At 64.1% G+C, this 19,988-nt stretch carries 15 protein-coding genes; 4 read left to right on the top strand and 11 right to left on the bottom strand.

Annotated features, from left to right (window positions below; translation table 11 throughout):
- Positions 1-51 precede the first annotated feature (51 nt).
- Both AC3WOB_RS18380 and AC3WOB_RS18375 read left to right on the top strand, forming a co-directional pair.
- Positions 52-801: a Crp/Fnr family transcriptional regulator gene (locus AC3WOB_RS18380; protein ID WP_013391006.1), complete on the top strand. Its 750-nt coding sequence runs from the start codon at positions 52-54 to the stop codon at positions 799-801.
- 132 nt (positions 802-933) lie between these two features.
- The gene (locus AC3WOB_RS18375) at positions 934-1,428 is read left to right on the top strand and encodes an Ohr family peroxiredoxin (protein WP_041652077.1); all 495 of its coding nucleotides are present in this window, start codon (positions 934-936) and stop codon (positions 1,426-1,428) included.
- A 63-nt stretch (positions 1,429-1,491) separates the two neighbouring features.
- On the opposite strand, the gene AC3WOB_RS18370 is transcribed toward AC3WOB_RS18375, so the two are convergent.
- Positions 1,492-2,622: an MFS transporter gene (locus AC3WOB_RS18370; protein ID WP_492275798.1), complete on the bottom strand. Its 1,131-nt coding sequence runs from the start codon at positions 2,620-2,622 to the stop codon at positions 1,492-1,494.
- A 92-nt stretch (positions 2,623-2,714) separates the two neighbouring features.
- Here AC3WOB_RS18370 and AC3WOB_RS18365 point away from each other — a divergent pair, with 92 nt between their 5' ends.
- Positions 2,715-3,503, top strand: coding sequence for a helix-turn-helix domain-containing protein (locus AC3WOB_RS18365; protein WP_013391003.1), 789 nt, complete (start codon positions 2,715-2,717; stop codon positions 3,501-3,503).
- A 57-nt stretch (positions 3,504-3,560) separates the two neighbouring features.
- On the opposite strand, the gene AC3WOB_RS18360 is transcribed toward AC3WOB_RS18365, so the two are convergent.
- From AC3WOB_RS18360 to glmS, 10 genes are all read right to left on the bottom strand, one after another.
- Positions 3,561-4,769, bottom strand: coding sequence for a pectate lyase family protein (locus AC3WOB_RS18360; RefSeq protein WP_013391002.1), 1,209 nt, complete (start codon positions 4,767-4,769; stop codon positions 3,561-3,563).
- Positions 4,770-4,781: 12 nt separating this feature from the next.
- Entirely contained in the window at positions 4,782-6,686 is a 1,905-nt protein-coding gene (locus AC3WOB_RS18355; protein ID WP_492275797.1) for a Vi polysaccharide transport protein VexE, read from the bottom strand.
- A complete protein-coding gene (locus AC3WOB_RS18350; protein ID WP_013391000.1) occupies positions 6,679-7,854 on the bottom strand; it encodes a KpsE/RkpR family capsule polysaccharide export protein in 1,176 nt (391 codons plus the stop codon). The genes AC3WOB_RS18355 and AC3WOB_RS18350 overlap by 8 nt, the downstream gene beginning before the upstream one ends.
- Complete coding sequence (locus AC3WOB_RS18345) at positions 7,832-8,548, bottom strand: P-loop NTPase family protein (protein ID WP_013390999.1); 717 nt, start codon at positions 8,546-8,548, stop codon at positions 7,832-7,834. Before AC3WOB_RS18345 ends, AC3WOB_RS18350 begins: the two co-directional genes overlap by 23 nt.
- A 9-nt stretch (positions 8,549-8,557) precedes the next feature.
- Positions 8,558-9,898, bottom strand: a complete 1,341-nt coding sequence (locus tag AC3WOB_RS18340; RefSeq protein ID WP_013390998.1) for an ABC transporter permease — start codon at positions 9,896-9,898, stop codon at positions 8,558-8,560.
- A gap of 7 nt (positions 9,899-9,905) precedes the next feature.
- On the bottom strand, positions 9,906-11,060 hold the full coding sequence (locus tag AC3WOB_RS18335; protein WP_492275796.1) for a polysaccharide biosynthesis/export family protein: 1,155 nt from the start codon (positions 11,058-11,060) through the stop codon (positions 9,906-9,908).
- A 41-nt stretch (positions 11,061-11,101) separates the two neighbouring features.
- Complete coding sequence (locus tag AC3WOB_RS18330) at positions 11,102-13,156, bottom strand: glycosyltransferase (protein WP_492275795.1); 2,055 nt, start codon at positions 13,154-13,156, stop codon at positions 11,102-11,104.
- On the bottom strand, positions 13,153-15,633 hold the full coding sequence (locus AC3WOB_RS18325; RefSeq protein WP_492275794.1) for a hypothetical protein: 2,481 nt from the start codon (positions 15,631-15,633) through the stop codon (positions 13,153-13,155). Before AC3WOB_RS18325 ends, AC3WOB_RS18330 begins: the two co-directional genes overlap by 4 nt.
- Positions 15,634-15,672: 39 nt before the next feature.
- A complete protein-coding gene (locus AC3WOB_RS18320; protein ID WP_080551036.1) occupies positions 15,673-16,932 on the bottom strand; it encodes a nucleotide sugar dehydrogenase in 1,260 nt (419 codons plus the stop codon).
- 578 nt (positions 16,933-17,510) lie between these two features.
- Complete coding sequence (glmS, locus tag AC3WOB_RS18315; protein ID WP_013390993.1) at positions 17,511-19,343, bottom strand: glutamine--fructose-6-phosphate transaminase (isomerizing); 1,833 nt, start codon at positions 19,341-19,343, stop codon at positions 17,511-17,513.
- Between the two features lie 152 nt (positions 19,344-19,495).
- On the opposite strand from glmS, the gene AC3WOB_RS18310 reads away from it, so the two are divergent.
- On the top strand, positions 19,496-19,984 hold the full coding sequence (locus AC3WOB_RS18310; RefSeq protein WP_492275793.1) for an Lrp/AsnC family transcriptional regulator: 489 nt from the start codon (positions 19,496-19,498) through the stop codon (positions 19,982-19,984).
- Positions 19,985-19,988 lie beyond the last annotated feature (4 nt).

Below are 19,988 nucleotides of genomic sequence, written 5' to 3'. Positions count from 1 at the left end.
GGCCTAGGGTTTACCTGAGCGGCACCACAAGAGCGACGAAGGAGGAAGACGATGCGCGAACCGCCAGCCGATGCCGGCAATGAACGCTTGAGCGCGACGCGGCGGCGCGCGCAGGGCGCGGTGGACAAGATGCTCGACGTGGTTCCTTGGTACAAGGGCCTGCCGGAACTCGAACGCACCATGATCCGCGCGGAACTGCGAGTCGTATCGCTGGCAGCCGGCGAATTCCTGTTCCGGGCGGGCAGCCGTTCGCCGGGATGGTATGGCGTGGTACAGGGCTTGGTGAAATGGTCCTCGCCCGGCGCCGACGGCAAGACGCTGTCCCTGGCCGGGTTCAGCACCGGCAGCTGGTTCGGCGAAGCCACCATGATCCGTCGCCAGCGGTTTGAATACGAGGTGGTCGCCCTCAGGCCCAGCCAGATCGTGATATTGCCGCGCGAGACCTGTGAACGCCTGTGGAACCACAACATCGAATTCACCAAGGCGCTGATGACGCACCTGGCGCAGCGGGTGGACTGGCTGATGAGCAGCTTCACCTCCAATGTGCTGCTGGACGTCGACACGACGGTTGCGCGCGCCGTCGCGGCGCAATTCAACGCGGAGAGGCATTCCGGCACGAATGGACGCCTCAAGGTTTCCCAAGAGGAAATCGCAGGCCTGTGCGGCATTTCGCGGCAACGCTGCAATGCAGCGCTTGCCAGGCTCGCCCGAGCGGGCGTGCTGGAAACCTACTATGGCGGGCTGGCCATCCTCGACGTGGACGAGCTGCACAGGCTGGCCGACGTCAAGCGGAGCACCTAAGAAACCGAACCCAGCGGTATAAGAAAAGATACCGCGCAGAACAGAAATTCTGTCTTTTCGCACGATGGGGACGACTCTATAGTTGCCGCGGCTAAAACAACAAACCGCCCTTCCGCACCTGAGGAGTCTGCCTTGAAAACCCCGTACGCGCCGCCCGTTTCGCTCCTGGATCCCTATGTCGGCACAGATGATCTGCCTCTGTACACGACTACCGTCTCCGTGACCGGCGGCGCGTCCGGACACGGCCGCGCGTCCGGCAAGGCCGTCTCGAATGACGGCGAACTGGAGCTCGAACTCAGGCTGCCCAAGGAACTGGGCGGCAATGGCGGCGGCACCAATCCCGAGCAATTGTTCGCGGCGGGCTTTGCCGCGTGCTTTCATGGCGCCATGAGACTGGTCGCCATGAAAAACAATGTCCCGCTGCCGGCAGATTTCGCCATCCACTGCACCACCACTTTCGCGCGCGAAGCGTTTGACGGCCTGTTCTGCATCAAGGCCAGGCTGGAGATTTCCTTGCCTGGGATGGCCAAGGACATGGCATTGGCGCTGGTCCACGAAACCGAAACGATCTGCCCGTATTCGAAGATGGCGGATCAGGGCATCGCGTCTTCCGTGCATCTCAGCTAAGCAGCCAGTGGCCTGGTAGGGGCGGAACCACATGCTCCACTGGCTGCGGTCTCGCCCATGTTCTCAGATACCCCGCGCCTTCATCGCATACGCAGCCACCGCAAGCGCAGCACAGCAGGCCAGCAGCAGATCCAGCCTTTGCCCCAGCCCGGCAAGAACCAGCCCAGCCCCCAGCAGGTTGTAGTAGATCAGACTCAGGATTGCGCCCGCCGTGCCGGCAGCGTTCGCATAGGCCCGCAGCGCGTGGGCCAGGATATTGGGAATGGCAATCGCGTATGCCGCTGCAATCAACGCCATGCCGACGAGGAACGCGGAACTCTGACTAAGCGCCGCCACCAGCCCGGCCCCTAGCGCCAGCAGCACGATGCCCAGCAGGACGAGGCGTTCGGGTGCGCACCCGCGCCGCAGCAACACCGTGTTGAGGAAGGCGCCGCATAGCGAGGCCGCGGCCAGCGCCACGCCGCTTGCGCCGAAACCAAGCCAGGAATTCTCCAGGCGAGCGAAAAGGAAAGGGCCCAGCTGGTAGTAGCCGAAGATCGCGAGATTGAAGATGGCGATCAGCGCCGCGCTGCGCCAGATTGCGCGGTCCTGCAACATGGCGCGCAATGTCGGCCCGAAGGGTGGCGTCGAGTGCGGCTGGGGCCGGGTCTCGGGCCAGCGTAGCGCGCTGGCGCCGAGCAGCGCGACGGCGAGCAGGGCAAGCGCGAAGAAGACGCCATGAACCCCGCCCGCCACCGCGATCTCCTGCCCGGCATACATGCCGATGGCAGGACTCACGGCCAGTGCCATACCCAGAATCGAAAAGACCCGGGCCAGTTCCAGGCCCCGGTAGCTATCGCGCAAGGCGGTCTGCGTTACGATTGAGCCCACGGCAGCGCCAAAAGCGGAGATCAACCTGGCCGCGAGCAACTGCGTGAAATCGCCCGCCGCCATGGCGCAGCCCGCGCCCAGCGCGTAGATCGCCAGCCCTGCCAGCAATGCCGGCCTGCGGCCCCATAAATCGCAGAGCCGTCCCCACGCCACCACGCCGAAGGCGAAGGCCACAAACCAAAGCGACAGCGTCTGCGCCGCTTCCTCGGGCGCGGCCTGATAGGCTGTCGCGATCAGCGGCAAAGCAGGGCTGTATATCGTCTCGACTATCTGCGGAAAACTCAGCAGCAGGATGACAAGCGGAAGAGGCGGGCGGCGGTACATGGCAGCGTCGGTAAACAGGGAGTCCGTTTTTTAGCCGGACGCCGCCACCGCCGTTGTAGCCCGGAAGACAAAAAACATCGGAACTCGGACAAATGGCCAGGCTTGCCCCCACCGACGCGTTCAACCCCGACACCATGGCGCAGCCCGTGACGGGCATTGCGTCGCGCTTGATACAGCACGACTCCGGACTGCATAGCCACGGCCGGGGTCAGCTATTGTTCGCCCATGCGGGATCGATCCGCCTTGCGATGCCGGGGCTGATCGCGGTGCTGCCTCCCATCCGCGTGGCCTGGATCCCGCCAGCAACCGAGCACCGCGTCCTGATCCGCGGCGAAGTCGAATACCGTTCGATCTATCTGGACCCGGCGCGTATCGCCGCACCCGCCGCCAACCCCGCCATACTTTCGATGACCCCGCTGTTGCGCGAGGTATTCGAGCGCATCAGTCTGGAACCCTTCGATACCGACTGGTCCGCGGACGCGCCGCGCAACCTGCTGGCCGTCTGCATGGACGAACTGCGCATGGCGCGGCAGGAGCCCATGCTGCTGCCCGTGCCCACCGACCGCCGCCTGGCCGGCCTGGACCTGGAGGAACTTCCGCCCGAACTCGACGCGCTGTCCGGGCGCGTCGGCGCGAGCGCGCGCACCATCACCCGGATATTCCAGCGCGAAACCGGCATGAGCTATCAGGCCTGGCGCCAGCTCTGGCGCCTGCTGCGCGCCGTGGATCTGCTGGCCGCGGGCCAGAGCGTGACCGCGGTGGCGTTCGATCTGGGCTTTGCCAGCGACAGCGCGTTCATTGCGTACTTCCGCCAGATGACGGGGAAGACGCCGGGGCGGTATCTTGCCCCAGCTTACAAACCACAGGCTGTATTTCGATAATACAAATCCCAGGCCGCACTCATCGCCGCTCTGCGCAGGCCCGCCATCCAGGCAAGCTCAGCCAGGGCAACCCGATCCGAGCCTGGAAGCTGGCAACGGCGTATCGCCGCCCGTATTCCCCGCGAACTTGCGGATCTTCTCCGCCAGCTCCGGCGTCGGCTTTTCATAACCGTAGCAATACGGCGGCGTCGGCGCGGACTCGGCCCGGTAATCCTGCAGCACCGGCTTCGCATCGCCCAGATACAGATTGTCCTTCAACCGCAGGAAGGCCTTGTAGTCGCGCGTGTAGCCATGCTCGGACTTCAGTTTCTCGTAGGCGCCGCGGTCGGATTCACCGTTTTCCAGCGCGCTGCGCTTGGCGGCGATGGGGATGTAGTGGCAGTAGTTCACGTTGATTCCTTCCACCGTCGGAAAGAACTCGGGCTCCACGCATTTGCGTTGCGTGGAGTTCTTGAAGATATTGCCTTCGACCAGCGCGCGGGCCTCCAGGCTGAAACTCATGCCGTAGAAATCCCAGTCTTCCAGCAGATTGTTGAAGAGGTGGAAAGTGCCGAACTGCGCGCGGGGATTGCGCTGCACCGTGTTGAGGAAATAATTGTGGTGCAGTGTCACTCGCGCAATCGAATCGCGGTCGTAGTTGGCGTAGAGGTTCTTCGAGGTAATGTTGTTGAGCAGCATGACCTTGTTCGAATTATGAAACTTGGTCCATGAAATCGTGACATCGGTAGAACCGTTCTTCACGTTCAGCAGCCGGTCCGACATGCGCGAAAGATCCATGTGGTCGACCCACACGTCGCGGCTGTTGTTGGCCACGTTCACGGCTTGCGTCAGCCGCGACAGGCGCCCGTCTATCGTCAGGTGCGTAAGGATGACGTTCTTGCTGCCATACACGCCCAGCCCGTCGTCGATCAGCGTGACGCGTTTGCCGCGCCCGTCTATCGTCGTGTTCGACGGCACGCGCAGCTGCGTATCCAGGACGATGGTCATGTCGGACGCGAAGCGGATCCACGTGGGGCCTTTCTTCGCCTGCGCCAGCGCGGCGCGCAGCGTCCCAGGGCCCGAGTCCTGATCGGACGTGACGTCGATGAACTTGCCGCCCAAGCCGCCCGTGGCCTGCGCACCGTAGCCCTCGCGCTGCTGCAGCAGCGCCGCAATGGACGGACAGTGCTCGTCCGGGCTCTTGCACGCTTCGCTGGCAGCGGCCGCCCCGCCGTACAGAACAGCCAGGGCGAACAGCCAATGCGCGGTTTTGATTGCAGCCTTCATCGGCATTGGCTCCTATTGCTGCGCGGACCGGTCCGCGGCGGTGACGTGGCGCCAGATGCCTCCGCTCAGGCGCAGGTTTTCCGGGGGACCGGCCACGTGCTCCCTCAGCCGTTCGAAATAGGCCTGCTGCCAGCGCAGGGAGTACGCATCGGCGTCCTCGCCGGGCTGGGGTGCGGGCAGCATCTCCAGCGTATAGGCGACGTGGCCGTTCTCCCAGCGTGGCGCGTAGAACACCGAGGGCACGCCCATGCGATGCGCCAGGTGCGACGCGAAGCTGGAATACGTTACTTCCTGCCCTTCGAAGGTGGTGCGCGGCGCCGCCGGATTGGCGGCCCCGTCTATGGCCAGGCACAGCACATAGCCCGAGCTCAGCGCCCGCATGCAGGCCTTGGCGACCTGCGCCTCGGTCTGGTCCGCCGTGGAGATCAGGGCAGCGGAATAACTGCTCTGCGCAATGCTGGGCGCGGTCGCCAGCCAGCGCGACGGGATGCCCACCAGTTCCAGCGCCATCAGTCCGGCATACATGGGGCCGACGTGCGCCGTGGCGACCACCACCCCCTTGCCGGCGGCCAGCAGCGGCGCAAAGAAGCGCTCGCCGGTGTCGAGTTCTCCCAACACCTGCATCGCCTCTTCGACGCTCTCTTCGCGGCATTCAAGCCAGTCGAACAGCAGGTGATCCACCAGATGGCCCCAGCGCGCGCGACGCTCCCATTGCGCGCGGTCGATGCTGGTGTCGCCGCGCATCGACCAGGCCCAGTCCAGGCGCGCCTGCGGAATAGGGGCGGTAGGCAGCCGATCCTCCAGCTGCGCCATGGCCTCCTGGAAAGTCGCCGGCAGCCGCTCGCCGCGTTGCGCGACGTATTTCCCGAACAGCGTCTCGGCCTCCTGCTTGCGCCCGGCCTGCGACAGCGCGCTGATGGTCGCGCGCTGCCAGAGCGGCTTCTCCGGCGATTTCTCCAGCAGATGCATCATCTGGTCGGCCGCGGCGTCGTACTGCAGCGTATAGCGCAAGGCGCGCGCATAGAAGGCCCGCGTCTGCTCCAGATCCGGCGCCAGATCAACAGCCTGCTTCAGCGGCGCCAGGGCCTCCTTGTAGCGTCCAGCGCGCAGCAGGGTCTCGCCATGCAACGTCAAGAGCCTCACGTCCGCAGGCGCCGCGTTCAGGCCGGCCTCGAAATGCGCCAGCGCATGCACCTTGCGGTCGTCCTCGTTGCCGCGCCGCAAATGCGCCAGCCCCAGGGACGAGCGCAAGACAGCGCAATCGTGGCCCGCGCCCAAGGCCGCATCGCCGAACCGGATCGCCGCCTCCACCCTACCGTCTTCCAGCAGGGCGCGCACGCCCATCGTCGCCACGCGCTCGTTGGGCAGTTCGCGCGGGTCCAGCGCCGCCGCCATGTCCGCCGCCTCTGCCGCGTCGCCATTGCGCACGAAGGCCATCAGCCAGGCATGGGCTTCGCCGGGCTCGTTTTCCGCCATGCTCCTGGTCGCGCGGGCGACCTCGGCAGCCTCGACCATCCGGCCGGCCTGCACGCGCAACTGGATGCGCGCCGCATGCAGGGCCGCGGCGCCGGGCTCGATGCCGGCGGCGGCGTCCGCCTCGGCGATGGCGCGATCCCATTGCTCGGTGCGGCCGAAGAGGCTGGCGAGCAGGCGCCGCTCGTCGGCGCGCGCGGGATAGACCGCGACCATGATCTCCAACGCGGCAATGGCGGCGGCCAGCTTGCCCTCCCGCACCAGGGGAGAAACCAGCAGGCGGCGCGCATCGCGCCAGCCGTCGGCCGCCTGCCGCAGCGCCGGCTCCAGCGCGGGCATTTCATTCAGCGGCTCGGCCGACGAATGAATCTGCTTGATCAGATCGCGCAGGCGCGCCGTGGCGTCGACTCCGACAGGACGATCCGCAATTGCCATATCAACCATGACGCAATCCCCTCAACAAAGCCATCGCCACACGCGCGATGAACATCAGCACAAAGCCCAGCGCCAGCGCCTGCAGCAACAGGATTCCCGTGCGCGGACTGCTCGGGCGGTCCGTCGGCACCGGCTGCGCAATGATGGACAGGTAGCGCTGCAGGCGCAGCGTGTCGGTCATGGCCTGCTGGTAGGTCTGCTGCGCCAGGGTCAGGTTCGAATCCGCGAACACCTGGGCATTCCTCAGCGCTTCGTAGGATTTGAGCTGTTTGGCTTCCGTGTTGCCGCCGCCGCTCAGGCGCTGACGCACCGCCGCAATCCGCTTTTTCAAGGACGTCACCTGCATCTCGGCGGGCCGCAGCATGAAATGGTCCTTGTTGCCCAGCGCGCGGATCTTGTCGAGATTGATCTGCGCGGTGTTCAGCTCACCTTCCAGCTGGCTGGAGAGGTTCAGCAGCATCGTCACCGTCGCGGTGGGGTCGATGTTGCCATGGGTGGTGCGCCACGCGGTCAGCGTCTCTCTGGCGGCAAGTGCCTTCTGCTCCGCGAGCTTCACTGCCTCCTCGCTCACTTTCAGTTTGTCGGCGACGCCCTTTTCGTTCATGGAGCTGACGAAGTTCTCGGCCAGCTCGATGAGCGCCCTGGACAGAATCGCGGCGTCTTCCGACGAAAACGCGCTCACGCGCAGCACGTCGATCTGCTCCAGCGCGTTGAAGGACACCTTCACCGAAGCCTGGTAGGCGCGGAAGAGATCGTCCTCGCTGGAATCCTCGGCCAGATGGTTTATCGGATCCATGCCCGCGCGGATCAGGTACTGGCGCAGCCCGACCTTCTTGTCGAGCTGCTGCATGGCGTCGCGCGACTTGAGAAAATCGGCGACCGCCCATCCGTCCACGAAGCCGCCCAGCATGCCGCCCGCGTTGCCCGTGGTCAGGAGGCTGGCCGCCGCGCCACCGCCGCCTTGCTGGCCGGAGGCTGACTGCACGAAGAAGCGCGACTCGGCCTCGTAGCGCGGCGTGGCAAACAGAGAAACATAGATCAGGGCGCACACCACCGGCGCCAGCACCATGAGCGTGTTGATCCAGCGATGGCGGCGCCGCTCGCGCAGCGCCGATTGGCGCTCGCGGCGGCGGCGTTCGATTTCGGACCTGCCCTCAGAGGCCGATTCCGCCCTCATCGAAGCCGCCTCCGAAGACGTCGTCGCCTGTGCCGGATTCGCTCCTTGATCGTCGCGGAGGATACTTGCGGATGCACTGGTCGAGGTCGTCTTCGATGCTGAGCGCGCTTCGTTCATAAATCAAACCCTTGAAGCAATAGTCCGCCAACTGATTCTGGCGATAACTGGAAAGAATGAGTGTCCGGCCAACCAGCCGCTCTTCGAAAAGAGCCAGCCACAGGCGGGTGAAACGGCAAGGCTCGAAGGGGATGGCCCCTTCGATCACATAGACGTCGAACGCTGGCGCCAACGCCAGCGCAAAGGAGAATTCCTGCCGCGCGTAGAGCGGCCAATGCTCCATGGGCTTGGCCAGGGTCCTGGGATCGCTGACCAGGTCGGCGACCAGTTCGTGCGTGGCATCCGCGTCGATCTCGTACATCTCGCTGACGAAGTCGATCATGCTCAGGCCGTTGGCCTTGCCCCGGATGAAGCCCTGCCGGCCTATCGCCCACGAGACGTTGCCGTCGTGCTTGACGAAGCCCTGGCGCGGCGGACGCAGCCCGCACAACACGTCGACGATCTGGCGATGCAGCTCTGGCGCGGGCGACAGCAGCGCATAGCGCCCGACCGGGATCGCGAGATCGACATTGGAAAGCAGCGCTTGCCTGCTTCCGAATGCATAGGGCTCGTCAGTGACGCCATTGAAATGGATCATCTACTTGCCTCACATCGGCTGGACATTGGGACGGGCCAGACGTTCGGCCGCCAATGCAAGCACCATCAAGAAAACCAAAGAGGTCAGGAAATACCCCAAGCTCGCATCATGCGAGGTGTAGGCCTCGAAATAGGCCGAGCGCAGCAACTGCATGCCATGCGCCAACGGCAGCCACAGCATCCAGGGACGCAGGTTCTCCGGCAACTGCTCCGAGACAAAGAACACCGCTGCGAAAATCTGCAGAAAGCGTTCTATGATCGGCGCCAGCCTGAGAAAGAAATGCCAGTAGGTCGCGATCGAACCGAACAGCAGGCCCAGCGCGACCCCGAAACACCCCATCAGCACCACGTAAAGCAGGAACCCCGACCAACTCTTCGGCAGCGTGATCAGCTCCAAGGCATGGCCTGCGCTGATCAGCACCAGGAACACCACCAGATACACCGACACGTAGATGAACGCCTGCACCAGCGCGCACATCAATGGCGTGACGCCCTGGAAATTCAGCAAACCGCGCGCCGACACATAGGCCGTGCTGCTGCGGAAGACGATTTGGCGGAACATGATCCAGGTCGTCGCGCCCAGCAGCGAGAATGTCTGCACATCCATGCCCATGATGTAGTGCGTGCCCATCAGGATGTACAGCGACGAGATCAGCGTCAGCAGCACGACCGGCCCTACCAGCGCCCAAACCAGCGCGATCCGGCTCTCGCCGTGCATGACACGCAGCTGGTAGATGAACATCGCCAACAGCGTGCGGCCGACTGGCCGGACCTTCACGGAGTGGCTCGGATCATGCCCCTCATGCAGGCCTTGCAGGCGATCCCGCAATATCGCGAGATCACCGGCCTCGTCCTGCGAAACCTCGACTTCCAGCGCGATGTCGTTGCGCGAGGCGTGGCGGCGCGCTTCGCGCGCCTCGTCCTGCTTCCTGCGCTCCACGCGCCGCGCATGCGCCGCGGCCAGGCGCTCGTCTTCCGCCACCAGCTTGGCCGGCATGTAGCCCGGCGCGAACACATCGACGCCGTCGCGGATGTCCATTTCAAGCAGACGCACGATGACGCGCAAACGCCGCCGCGAAAAATCGGCCAGCGTCTCGTCGACATCGCCGCGCAAGATTTCCGCATCCAGCTCCGCCTGCACCGCCTCGTACACCGCCCGCCGGGCCGCCACGGAATCGTGCGGCTCGCCCTCCAGGCGCGCGACCAGCGGCTTGAGCAGAACGGCCGGCGGGGCCTTTGCTTCAAACAATGCCGCCGGATCCAGGCGCCAGGCCGCGACGCCGGATCCCACTGCGTAACTGCTGTCCTTCCGGCGCGAACGCCAGCCCTTGATCCTGTCCTCGTTGCTCATCGACACGCTATTGGCTTATGCCGGACGAGCCGCCCGAATCGCTGTCGATGGCACGCGTGGCGCTGAAGCCGGCGCTCATCGTGACGCGGAACGCCGACAAGACCTTCTGCACCTGCGTGAACGGCGCATCGGAGATGTAGATGGCCTGGCCTTCATGCACGGTGAACTCGCGCGCCAGCGCCACCTGCTCCGGACGCGTCAGGTCGAACTGGTAGACCACCGGCAGCAGGTCCGGCTTGCCCTCGACACCGGCCTTGGCGGGCGTGAACAGGAATACGGAACGCGGATCCGCCAGCTTGTCGTCCAGGCCCTTGGAATCCGCCAGCGCGTCCAGCACGCTGTAGTTGCGTTTGCTGATGGCCACGCGCCCCTGGTTGCCAGCCGCGCCCAACACGGTCAGATACTCCTTCGAGTCATAGGCGGTGATGACGTCGCCGGCTCGCAGCAGGATGTCGTTGTTCTGGTTGCGGTAGATATCCGACAGCCGCACCGACGCCACCTGGTTGTCGCGGCGCAGGCTGATGACGAGTTGCTCGGGATTCGTCTGCACCGGCGCGGCCTGCGCCAGCGCGCTGCTCAGGCGCTGGGAGGTCTGCGTGATGGCATACATGCCGGGCTTGGTCAGGTTGCCCTGCACGGTCACCATCTGCCCGCGCGCATCCGCGGCGCGCGTCACGCTGACGTCGGCGCCGACCACCAGCCTGGCCAGGCGCGCCACGACGGCGTCATGCAGCTGCGCCAGGGTCATGCCGGCGGCCTGGAATTTTCCAAGGATGGGGAAACTCACGTTCCCCGCCGAATTTATCTCCTGGTTGCCCAGGTCGCTCACGCCGGACGGATCCGCCGCGAACACGCCCAGCCCACCGCGTTCCCACACCTTCACGTTGATGCCATCGCCGGGAACCAGGCGGTCGAATCCGGCCTGCGTGAGATCGCGGTAACGCACCGGAAAGTCGGCCACGTCGGGCACCCGGCTGGCCTGCACCAGTTCGCGCGACGCGGGCATCACGATGGCATCCTTGTCGTCGTGCGCGCCCGTCATTTCGCTCAACATGGGGCCGGAACGGGGCAGCTGGCACCCCGCAAGAGTCAACGTGGCAAGAACCACCATGGTCAGGGCTGCTTTGCGCCGCAGCCCTGAACCCGGGACGTACATATGCATAGGATCCTTTCGTTTCAGCAGCTTGATTGGCCGAATGCCAATCAAGCTTGCATCAGGCGCATGGGCTCGATATCCATGCGTTCGTCGTTCTCGGACACCACGGGCATGCACAAGCCCATGAACTTGGTCAGCATGGCATCGAGCGAGAACAGCTTCTGCGCCCGGTGGCGGCTGTGCTCCCTCAATTGCTCGTTGTCGCGCACCTGGTCCACCATGGAGGCGACTTTCTCGCATGCCTCGTGCAGATCCGGGTGATCGACGCAGCTGAGCAGGTGGCCGGTCTCGTTCTCCACAAAGCACTCGCCGGCGCCGCCCGCGGGCGTCGAGATCACCGGCACGCCCACCAACTGGGCTTCGATCAGCACGTTGGGCAGGCCTTCGTAGCGCGAAAGCAGGACGCTGGCGTCCATTTGCGAATACCAATAGCCCACGTGGTTGGAAAGACCGACCAGCAAGAGCCTGTCCGTCACGTTGAGTTCGTCGGCCAGCGCCTCGATGTTCTCGCGCAGGCGTCCGTCGCCCACGATGACGAAGCGCGCCTGCGGCCTATCCTTCAGGTACATCGCCGCCAGCTTGATCCACAACTGAGGCCGCTTGTCCGGCTCCAGGCGGAACACGCCGCCGATGGTCTCCGTGGCATCGGTGGTGCTCTCGTGGAAAGCCTTCCACTTTTCCTCGTCCGCCGCCGAAGCGTCGGTCGCCAGATCCGGCACGCCGTTGTACAGGATGTGGAAACGCGTGATCGGGATGCCCAGCCATTCCGCGTAGGCTTCCGCGGCCTTGCAGCTATTGCTCACGAATACCACGCCGGGAACCTGGGCCAGGGCCTGGTACAGCTCGGGATATTCTTCGCGGAAGCGGTCCTTTCGGATGTTGGGCGGCAACCCGCGGAAGACCAGGTGTATGGTCGGGGCGCCAGCCAGCAGCGCGGCCAGCGCGCCGAACAGGCAGGTGCCGTCTTGCCACAAGCTCACCACATCGAAGGGGTTGGCCCGCAGCACCGGCGCCAGCCGCGTGACGCCGTAATGCACCGGAGGCGGCAATTGCTCCAGCAGACGGCTCAGGCTGCCCTCGGGAACGGCTTGATGCGCCACCGACACCGCCGGCAGCTTGTTGATTTCCGTGACCTGGATCTGCGCCTTCACCAGCACAGGCAGGAAAAAGTCCAGCCCCTGCTTCTTGGTGGAGCCGGCGGGTTCGGTGTGCTGCTTCACCATGACTTCCACTTTCTTCGGCATCATGATGACATCGGCCGGACGGCGCTCGGGAGACTCCGCCAGACGGGTCAATTCGCCTGCAAGCCGCGTCAGCTGGCGCTCGGCGCCGCCGGGCCCGAGGCTGCCCGTTACCAGTGCCACCGACACCGGCTTCTCCGCCGACTGCTCGACGATCTGGCGGTCACGGAAGTGCAGGATCGCATGCTTCATCGACACGATCCTGACGTCCTTGCCGATCAGTCCCTCTTCAGACTCGAAGCGCTGGTAGAAGGCATAGTCGCTGGCCAGCTCGTTGGCCAGTTCCGCCGCCTTGCTGCCGGGCGTCAAGTGCTTCATGACGGGCGCGATGGCGTCGAACGCGTCGGCCAGCAGGCCGCGCTTGCGCAGGCGCTTGGCGAACTCGACGCGCATGTTGCGATCGGTGTTCTCCGATATCAAGCGGCGGAACAGCGCGTCGGACTGCTCGTGCGCACGGATGTCGCTAAGCAGCTTGGCGCGCGAGAACAAGCGGTCGGGGTTCTGCGTCGACGGCGGCAGATGGCGATCGACCAGGGACAACGCCTCATCGATCTTCCGTTCCTTCACCAGCCGGGTCGCGCAATAGCGGACGATCAGGAAGTCGTCCGGGCACTCTTCCAGCAGCGTGGCCCACTGCTGGGCCATGCCTTCGTTCAGGCCCGCCGCTTCCTTCAGCCTGAGCAGCAGGAAGCGGACCTTGGAGTCTGCCACGTGGTCGGCCGCGAGCGTCTGAGCGCGGGCCAGGTTTTCCTGCGCCACTTGAACCCGCACCGACGCCGTGACGATCTCTTCCAATTGGGCTTGCACCGCTTTCAGGTCGGACGCAGCCGCCGCTAGCTCGGCAATCAATGGCGGATTCATGCTGCCTTCCTCCGATTGATCTTCTCGATCCAAACCTGGCAGCGCTGAATGTAGTGATCGAACTGCGCCGGATTCTCTGAACGTTCCTGCAACTTGCGCCAGTACGGCAGGGCCTGCTCGAAGCGGTGCAGGCGCATGGCGCCCACGGCGGCCAGGCGCAGGCCGATGGGATCATCCGGCACCAGCTTCACGATGCGCTCGCCCAGGGCAAGGCGCTCGGTCGTGCTCGCCGGATCCAGCGCGCGCGATTCCGCGTACAGCACGGCGAGGATGCGCCGCTTCTCGTGGTCGACTTCCGTCATTGCGGGCCACGATTGCGCCACGCGGTCCAGCAGGTTCCAGGCAGCCTGGTGATCGCCTGCGGACAGGATCTCGCGGGCGCCCCGGATGGCGCGCGGTCCGAGCCTGCCAAGCTGACGCTCGGCCTCGTCGCGGGCGCTCTGGTCGGCGCCCTCGTGGCCCAGCACCGTCTTGTAGGCGTCGATGGCTTCGCCGTACCAGCCGCCATTGAAGGCCACACGCGCAAAATGCAGCTTCGTGCTGAACGGGGCGGCATCGCCTGCCGCCGCCTGCTCGAGGTGCCGCATGGCGGTCTGCTTGTCTCCCAATGCGTCAGCCGCCCGGCCGCGCATGGCGTGCAGTTCGGGGAAATCGATCTGGGTGTCCAGCGCGATATCCGTCAGGTCGATGACTTCCTTGTGATTGCCCGCCACCAGCGCGGCGCGCACGCCCAGGCGCATGGCGCGCTCGAATGCACGCTGTGCGCGCACACCGGCCAGGGCATCCGGCGTCAGCAGACGGTGCGCGCAGATGCGCTCCGCGGCGTCGCGCAAACGCCCTTCTTCCAGGGCTCGATCGCCTTCGTCGGCCCATGCCTGCGACTGCGACTTCAGCCAGGAACCGATATCCTCCTGCTCGCTGTTTGCCAGCTTGCACGAGACGGCCAGCGTGGCCGCTGCCATGATGCAGCCGCGCCAGGACGCTTCCTTGACGAGTTCGAGAACCTGGATGTCATTGAGCGCGGGCGATTCGGACGCCATGTTGCGCAGTCCGACGCGGTCGCCAGCCAGCAAGCGGTCGCGCCACAGCATCGCAAAGCCGCGGCCGTGCGTGGGCATGACCGCGCGTACCTCGTTGACCCAACGTATGGCGGCTTCCATGTCGCCACTGGCCTGCAGCAGCGCGAGCACCGTGTCGGCGGCTTCCACCGCTACCGCATCTTGCGGGGAAGAAATGCGGAACAGCTGCTTCCAATTGCCCAGGGCCTCGTCCACGTAGCCCAGATGTCCAGCGGAAAATGCCGCGATGCGCACGATTTCCGGGGTTTCGATCTCATCGCCCAGCAGGCCGGCGGCGAGCGAGTACGCGACGTCATGGCGTCCCAGCTTGAACTGGTTGCGCATCAGGATCTGCTCGGCCTTGCTGCCGGAAGCCATCGCACCATCGGCGCTGCCCAGCAGCGCCAGCGAGCCTTCATAGTCGCCCAGTTCTTCCTGGATGCGCGCAAACAGCAGCGTGTGATCCGGCAGGCCGGGGTGGCGGCGCAGCACTTCGCGTACACGACGCGAGGCTTCGCGCAGTTGTCCCGAGTCCCAGAGCTTTTCGATGCGGTCCGCGCTTTCGTCGGCGGCAAGCTTGGGCGCGGAAGGCTGCGTCGTCGAGGCATCCATGCGCGGACGCATATAGGTCTTGAACCACTCGGCGCACAGGCGTTCGGCAAAGGCCGGCGTGTAATGGGTCAGGTCGAGTCCGCCATTTTCCATCGCGTCGCCCTGGCCGATCTTGTTCATCAGCGGCGTGGGGTCGTAGCAAGGCACGCCGATGCGCTGCGCGCTGGCCGCCACCGCGGCGATCAGCTGCTGGCGCTGTTCGATGGGCGCATTGTCCGGCGTCAGGGCATTGACGTGGGTGACGAACACCACCTTGTCGCGGCCCAGCAGTTCGACCAGCTGGTTCATTTCCTGCTCGATCTCCTCGTCCGTCTGATCGCGCTTGACGATGCGGGCGAGCAGGTCGCGGTCTTCCGGCGTGAGTCCCTTGAAGACCGGGTCCTGATCCAGCTGCGCGCGCCGCTCGGCCAGGCGGTCGGCATGGGCCATGGACCAGAACATCCGGGTGCGCGTGCGGTCGGCGAAGAACTCGCTGAAGTAGCGCACCAGGTAATTGGACTGGATCGGATAGCCGTCTATGGCCAGCAGCTTGCGCGACGACAGTTCGACCACATAGAGGTCAGCCGGCTTGTGGGCGCCTTTGCGCGCCTGCTCGCCATTCGAGGGCCGGAAGATCACGCGCTGGACGTCGGCAGGGATGTCGCCCTGGCCGAACATGAATCGCGCCTGCTGCAGCGCCTCGGCGCTGGTGTGCACGAAACCGTAGTTGCGCCCGAGTTGCAGCTTGATCGGGTAGCGGCCCACGGCATCGCGCAGCGGCGTATGGATGCGGCAGGTTCCAATCGGAGCGGTGGTAAAAGCAGCCATTCGGAGGCTCTCCTCTAGTGATCGATAGTGAGCCTGAACTTAAAGAGTCCAGTACAGGAGGTCGGACTGAAGCCGTTTGCTGTCCAGCACGGACTTCAGGTCGCACACCATGCCGCCGCTCTTGACCAGAGCCGGCATGTCGTCCCAGATGGAGTCCATGGTTTCGCGGTGCGGCACCGCCAGGATCAGCACGTCCATGTCGCGGAACTGGTCGCGTTCCACGAGCTTGATGCCGTACTCGTGCTCCATCTGCTCCGGATCGACCATCGGGTCGCAGGCGACCGGAGTGATGCCGTATGCGCCCAGGGCCTTGTAGAGATCGACCACCTTGGAGTTGCGGATATCGGGCACGTTTTCCTTGAACGTCATGCCCAGGATGCCGACGCGGGTCGTGGCATTGAGGCGGCCGTTGCGGGCCAGCGTCTGGACCACGCGCGAGGCCACGTGGCTGGCCATGCCGTCATTGATGCGGCGGCCCGACAGGATGACCTCGGGGTGATAGCCCAGTTCCTGCGCCTTGGAGGTCAGGTAGTACGGGTCGACGCCGATGCAGTGGCCGCCCACCAGGCCGGGGGAGAACTTGAGGAAGTTCCACTTGGTACCGGCGGCCGCCAGCACTTCCGAGGTGCGGATGCCGACCAGGTCGCAGATCTTCGACATCTCGTTCATCAACGCGATGTTGATGTCGCGCTGCGTGTTCTCCAGCACCTTGGCGGCTTCGGCGACCTTGATGGAGGAGGCGCGGTGCACGCCCGCGTCGATGATCTTCTCGTAGACGCCGGCAATGATTTCCAGCGATTCCTCGTCCTGGCCGGACACGATCTTGACGATCTTCTCCAGCGGATGCTCACGGTCGCCCGGGTTGATCCGCTCGGGGCTGTAGCCCAGCTTGAAATCGACGCCGCAGCGCAGGCCGGAGATTTTCTCCAGTTCCGGTCCGCAGATTTCCTCGGTGGCGCCAGGATGGACGGTGGATTCGAAAACGACAATGCAACCGGGACGCAGCACGGGGCCGATCGAACGGCACGCACGCACCAGCAGCGAAAAATCCGGGTTGTTCTTTTCGTCGACGGGGGTCGGAACGGCCACTACGAAGAAATCGCAGTTTTCCAGCTCCGATACCTGATCGGTGAACTGCATAGGAGAGGCAAGCAACACGTCGCGTTCGATCTCGCCAGTCCAGTCATCACCCTCTTTCAGCCGTGCGATTCTGCGCTTGTCCACGTCAAAGCCGATGACATCAAAGCGCTTGGAAAATGCGACGGCTACGGGCAGGCCGACATATCCAAGGCCACACACTGCGATTCTCTTTACCACGGGGGACCTCACTGTTTCGTCGTGTCGTGGACACTAGAAATTGACGCCCGGGGACAGGAAATCGATGCGGAATCGAATATGTTTGCCCCGGTTCGGGCGGGCGTATTGCTTAAGAATGTTTACAGCTCGATACGTGTTTAGACGTGCCAAACGACGAGCCAACGAATCGTACGGGGCGTAGACAGCGAATTTCTTTCTAAATATTTTTATCGCTGTTGAAATAAATCAGATTCGCCGCAATAAACCCAGGGAAATCCCTCAAACAATTACATTCATTACATGGACCGCAACATGGGGCGATCTTGAGAATGTTAGCAAATATATAAAAGAGTTTTTCTTGGTCCGGTTTAACCAAAATGAAAAAACATAATAGCCACAAGGAGTTATTTATTAATGACCCAGGGGCATGTCATATTCCAAAACAGCCTGGATACAGTCATTATTCAGACATAACAAAGCCTGACTCCCGCTACCGCCATAGTAAGTATTCGCACACGCGGCCCCGCAAATGAAAAAAGCCCACCGCGCGCGGTGGGCTTTTTGCTCAATTGCAGGCGGCCTTACTCGACCGTCACGCTCTTGGCCAGATTGCGCGGCTTGTCCACGTCCGTGCCCCGCGCGCATGCCGTGTGATACGACAGCAGCTGCAGCGGGATGGTGTGCAGGATGGGCGAGAGCTTGCCGTAGTTCTCCGGCATGCGGATCACATGCATGCCTTCGGCGCTCTGGATCTTGCTGTCGGCGTCGGCAAAGACGTACAGTTCGCCACCGCGGGCGCGCACTTCCTGCATGTTGGACTTCAGCTTTTCCAGCAACTCGTCCTTGGGCGCGATGGTGACGACGGGCATGTGCTCGGTCACCAGGGCCAGCGGGCCGTGCTTGAGTTCGCCGGCCGGGTAGGCTTCGGCGTGGATGTAGCTGATTTCCTTGAGCTTGAGCGCGCCTTCCAGGGCGATCGGATAGTGCATGCCGCGGCCCAGGAACAGGGCGTTTTCCTTGGAGGCGAAGCGGTCGGCCCAGGCCATGATTTGCGGTTCCAGGGCCAGCACCGAACCGATGGCCACGGGCAGGTGGCGCAGCGCCTTCAGGTGCTCGGCTTCCTGCTCTTCGGTGAGGTGGCCGCGCACCTGGGCCAAGGTCAGCGTCAGCAGGAACAGGGCCGTCAGCTGGGTGGTAAAGGCCTTGGTGGAGGCCACGCCGATCTCGACGCCGGCGCGCGTGATGTACGACAGCTTGCACTCGCGCACCATGGCGCTGGTGGACACGTTGCAGATGGTCAGCGTGTTTTCCATGCCCAGCGAACGGGCGTGCTTCAGCGCGGCCAGGGTGTCGGCGGTTTCACCAGACTGCGAGATGGTGACCACCAGCGAACGCGGGTTGGGCACGCTGTCGCGGTAGCGGTATTCGCTGGCGATTTCCACCGCCACGGGGATCTTGGCAACGGATTCGATCCAGTACTTGGCGGTCAGGCCGGCGTAGTAGCTGGTGCCGCAAGCCAGGATCAGCAGGGAATCGATGTCCTTGAAGATCTTGTAGGCCTGGTCGCCGAACAGTTCGGGCGTGATGGATTCGATGTCCTGCAGCGTGTCGCCGACGGCGCGCGGTTGTTCGAAGATTTCCTTCTGCATGTAGTGGCGGTAGGGGCCAAGTTCGGCCGCGCCGGTATGCACGTGCACGGTGTGGACTTCGCGGTCCACGTTCTTGCCGTTGGCGTCCACGATCCAGACGCGCGAGAGTTGCAGGTCGACGACGTCGCCGTCTTCCAGATAGATGATCTGGTCGGTGGTGCCGGCCAGGGCCAGCGCGTCGGAAGCCAGGAAGTTCTCGTTCTGGCCCACGCCCACGACCAGCGGCGAGCCTTGGCGCGCGCCGACCACGCGGTGCGGCTCGTCGCGGCAGAACACGGCGATGGCGTAGGCGCCATGCAGGCGGCGCACTGCATTCTGCACGGCTTCGAACAGGTCGCCGGCGTACAGGTGGTTGACCAGGTGCGCGATCACTTCGGTGTCGGTCTGGCTTTCGAAGACGTAGCCCACGGCCTGCAGCTCGGCGCGCAGTTCGTCGTGGTTCTCGATGATGCCGTTGTGGACCAGGGCGATGCGCGGCTCGTCGTTGCCCAGGCGCGAGAAGTGCGGGTGGGCGTTGTGCGTGGCCGGCACGCCATGGGTGGCCCAGCGGGTGTGGGCGATGCCGGTGAAGCCCTGCACCTTGTCCTGCGCGACCTGCTCGGCCAGTTCGGCCACGCGTTGCGTGCTGCGCGTGCGGCGCAGATGGCCGTCGGCGTAGACGGCGACGCCGCAAGAGTCGTAGCCGCGGTATTCAAGGCGCTTGAGGCCTTCAACGAGGATCGGGGTGATGTCGCGCTGGGCGACGGCGCCAACAATGCCGCACATAGGAGGGTGCTCCGGTAAGTTCGTGTACCGACGCATTGTGCTTGTCCCTGCAAGAAATTTGATTTCTTTATGGAACAATAAATGGAAGTTAATTCCCTTACATGAATGTGATTAAATAATATTTCTTCCAAGTCATATTTTTGAAATTAACAATGCAAAACGCACAGATTTCCCTGCCAGAACTGGATGATCTGGACCGGCGCATTCTTGAACAGTTACAACAAGACAGCTCGCTGACCAATCAGGACCTCGCGCAACGGGTCCATGCCTCGCCCCCAACCTGCCTGCGGCGGGTGCGGCGACTGGTCGATGAAGGGGTGATAGACAGGCAGGTGGCGATCCTGGCGGCGGAAAAGCTGGGCAGCACGCTGACCGCCATCGTCGAGATCACGCTGGACGTGCAGGCGGCGGAAAGCCTGGACGCGTTCGAGCAGAGCATCCTGGCCGAACCCGCCGTGCTGCAGTGCTACCGGGTGTCGCCCGGGCCGGATTTCGTGGTGATCGCGCAGGTGAAGGACATGCCGGCCTATCACGCGCTGGTGCACCGGGCCTTCACCGCGCAGGCCAACGTGCGCAATGTGCGCACGTTCTTCTCGGTGCATCGCGCCAAGTTCGAGACCCGGATCGACGTGCGCGCCTGACGCG

The sequence above is a fragment of the Achromobacter sp. FW305-C-30-7 genome (genome assembly GCF_058783105.1).
This window is presented reverse-complemented; position numbering and strand designations above follow the sequence as displayed.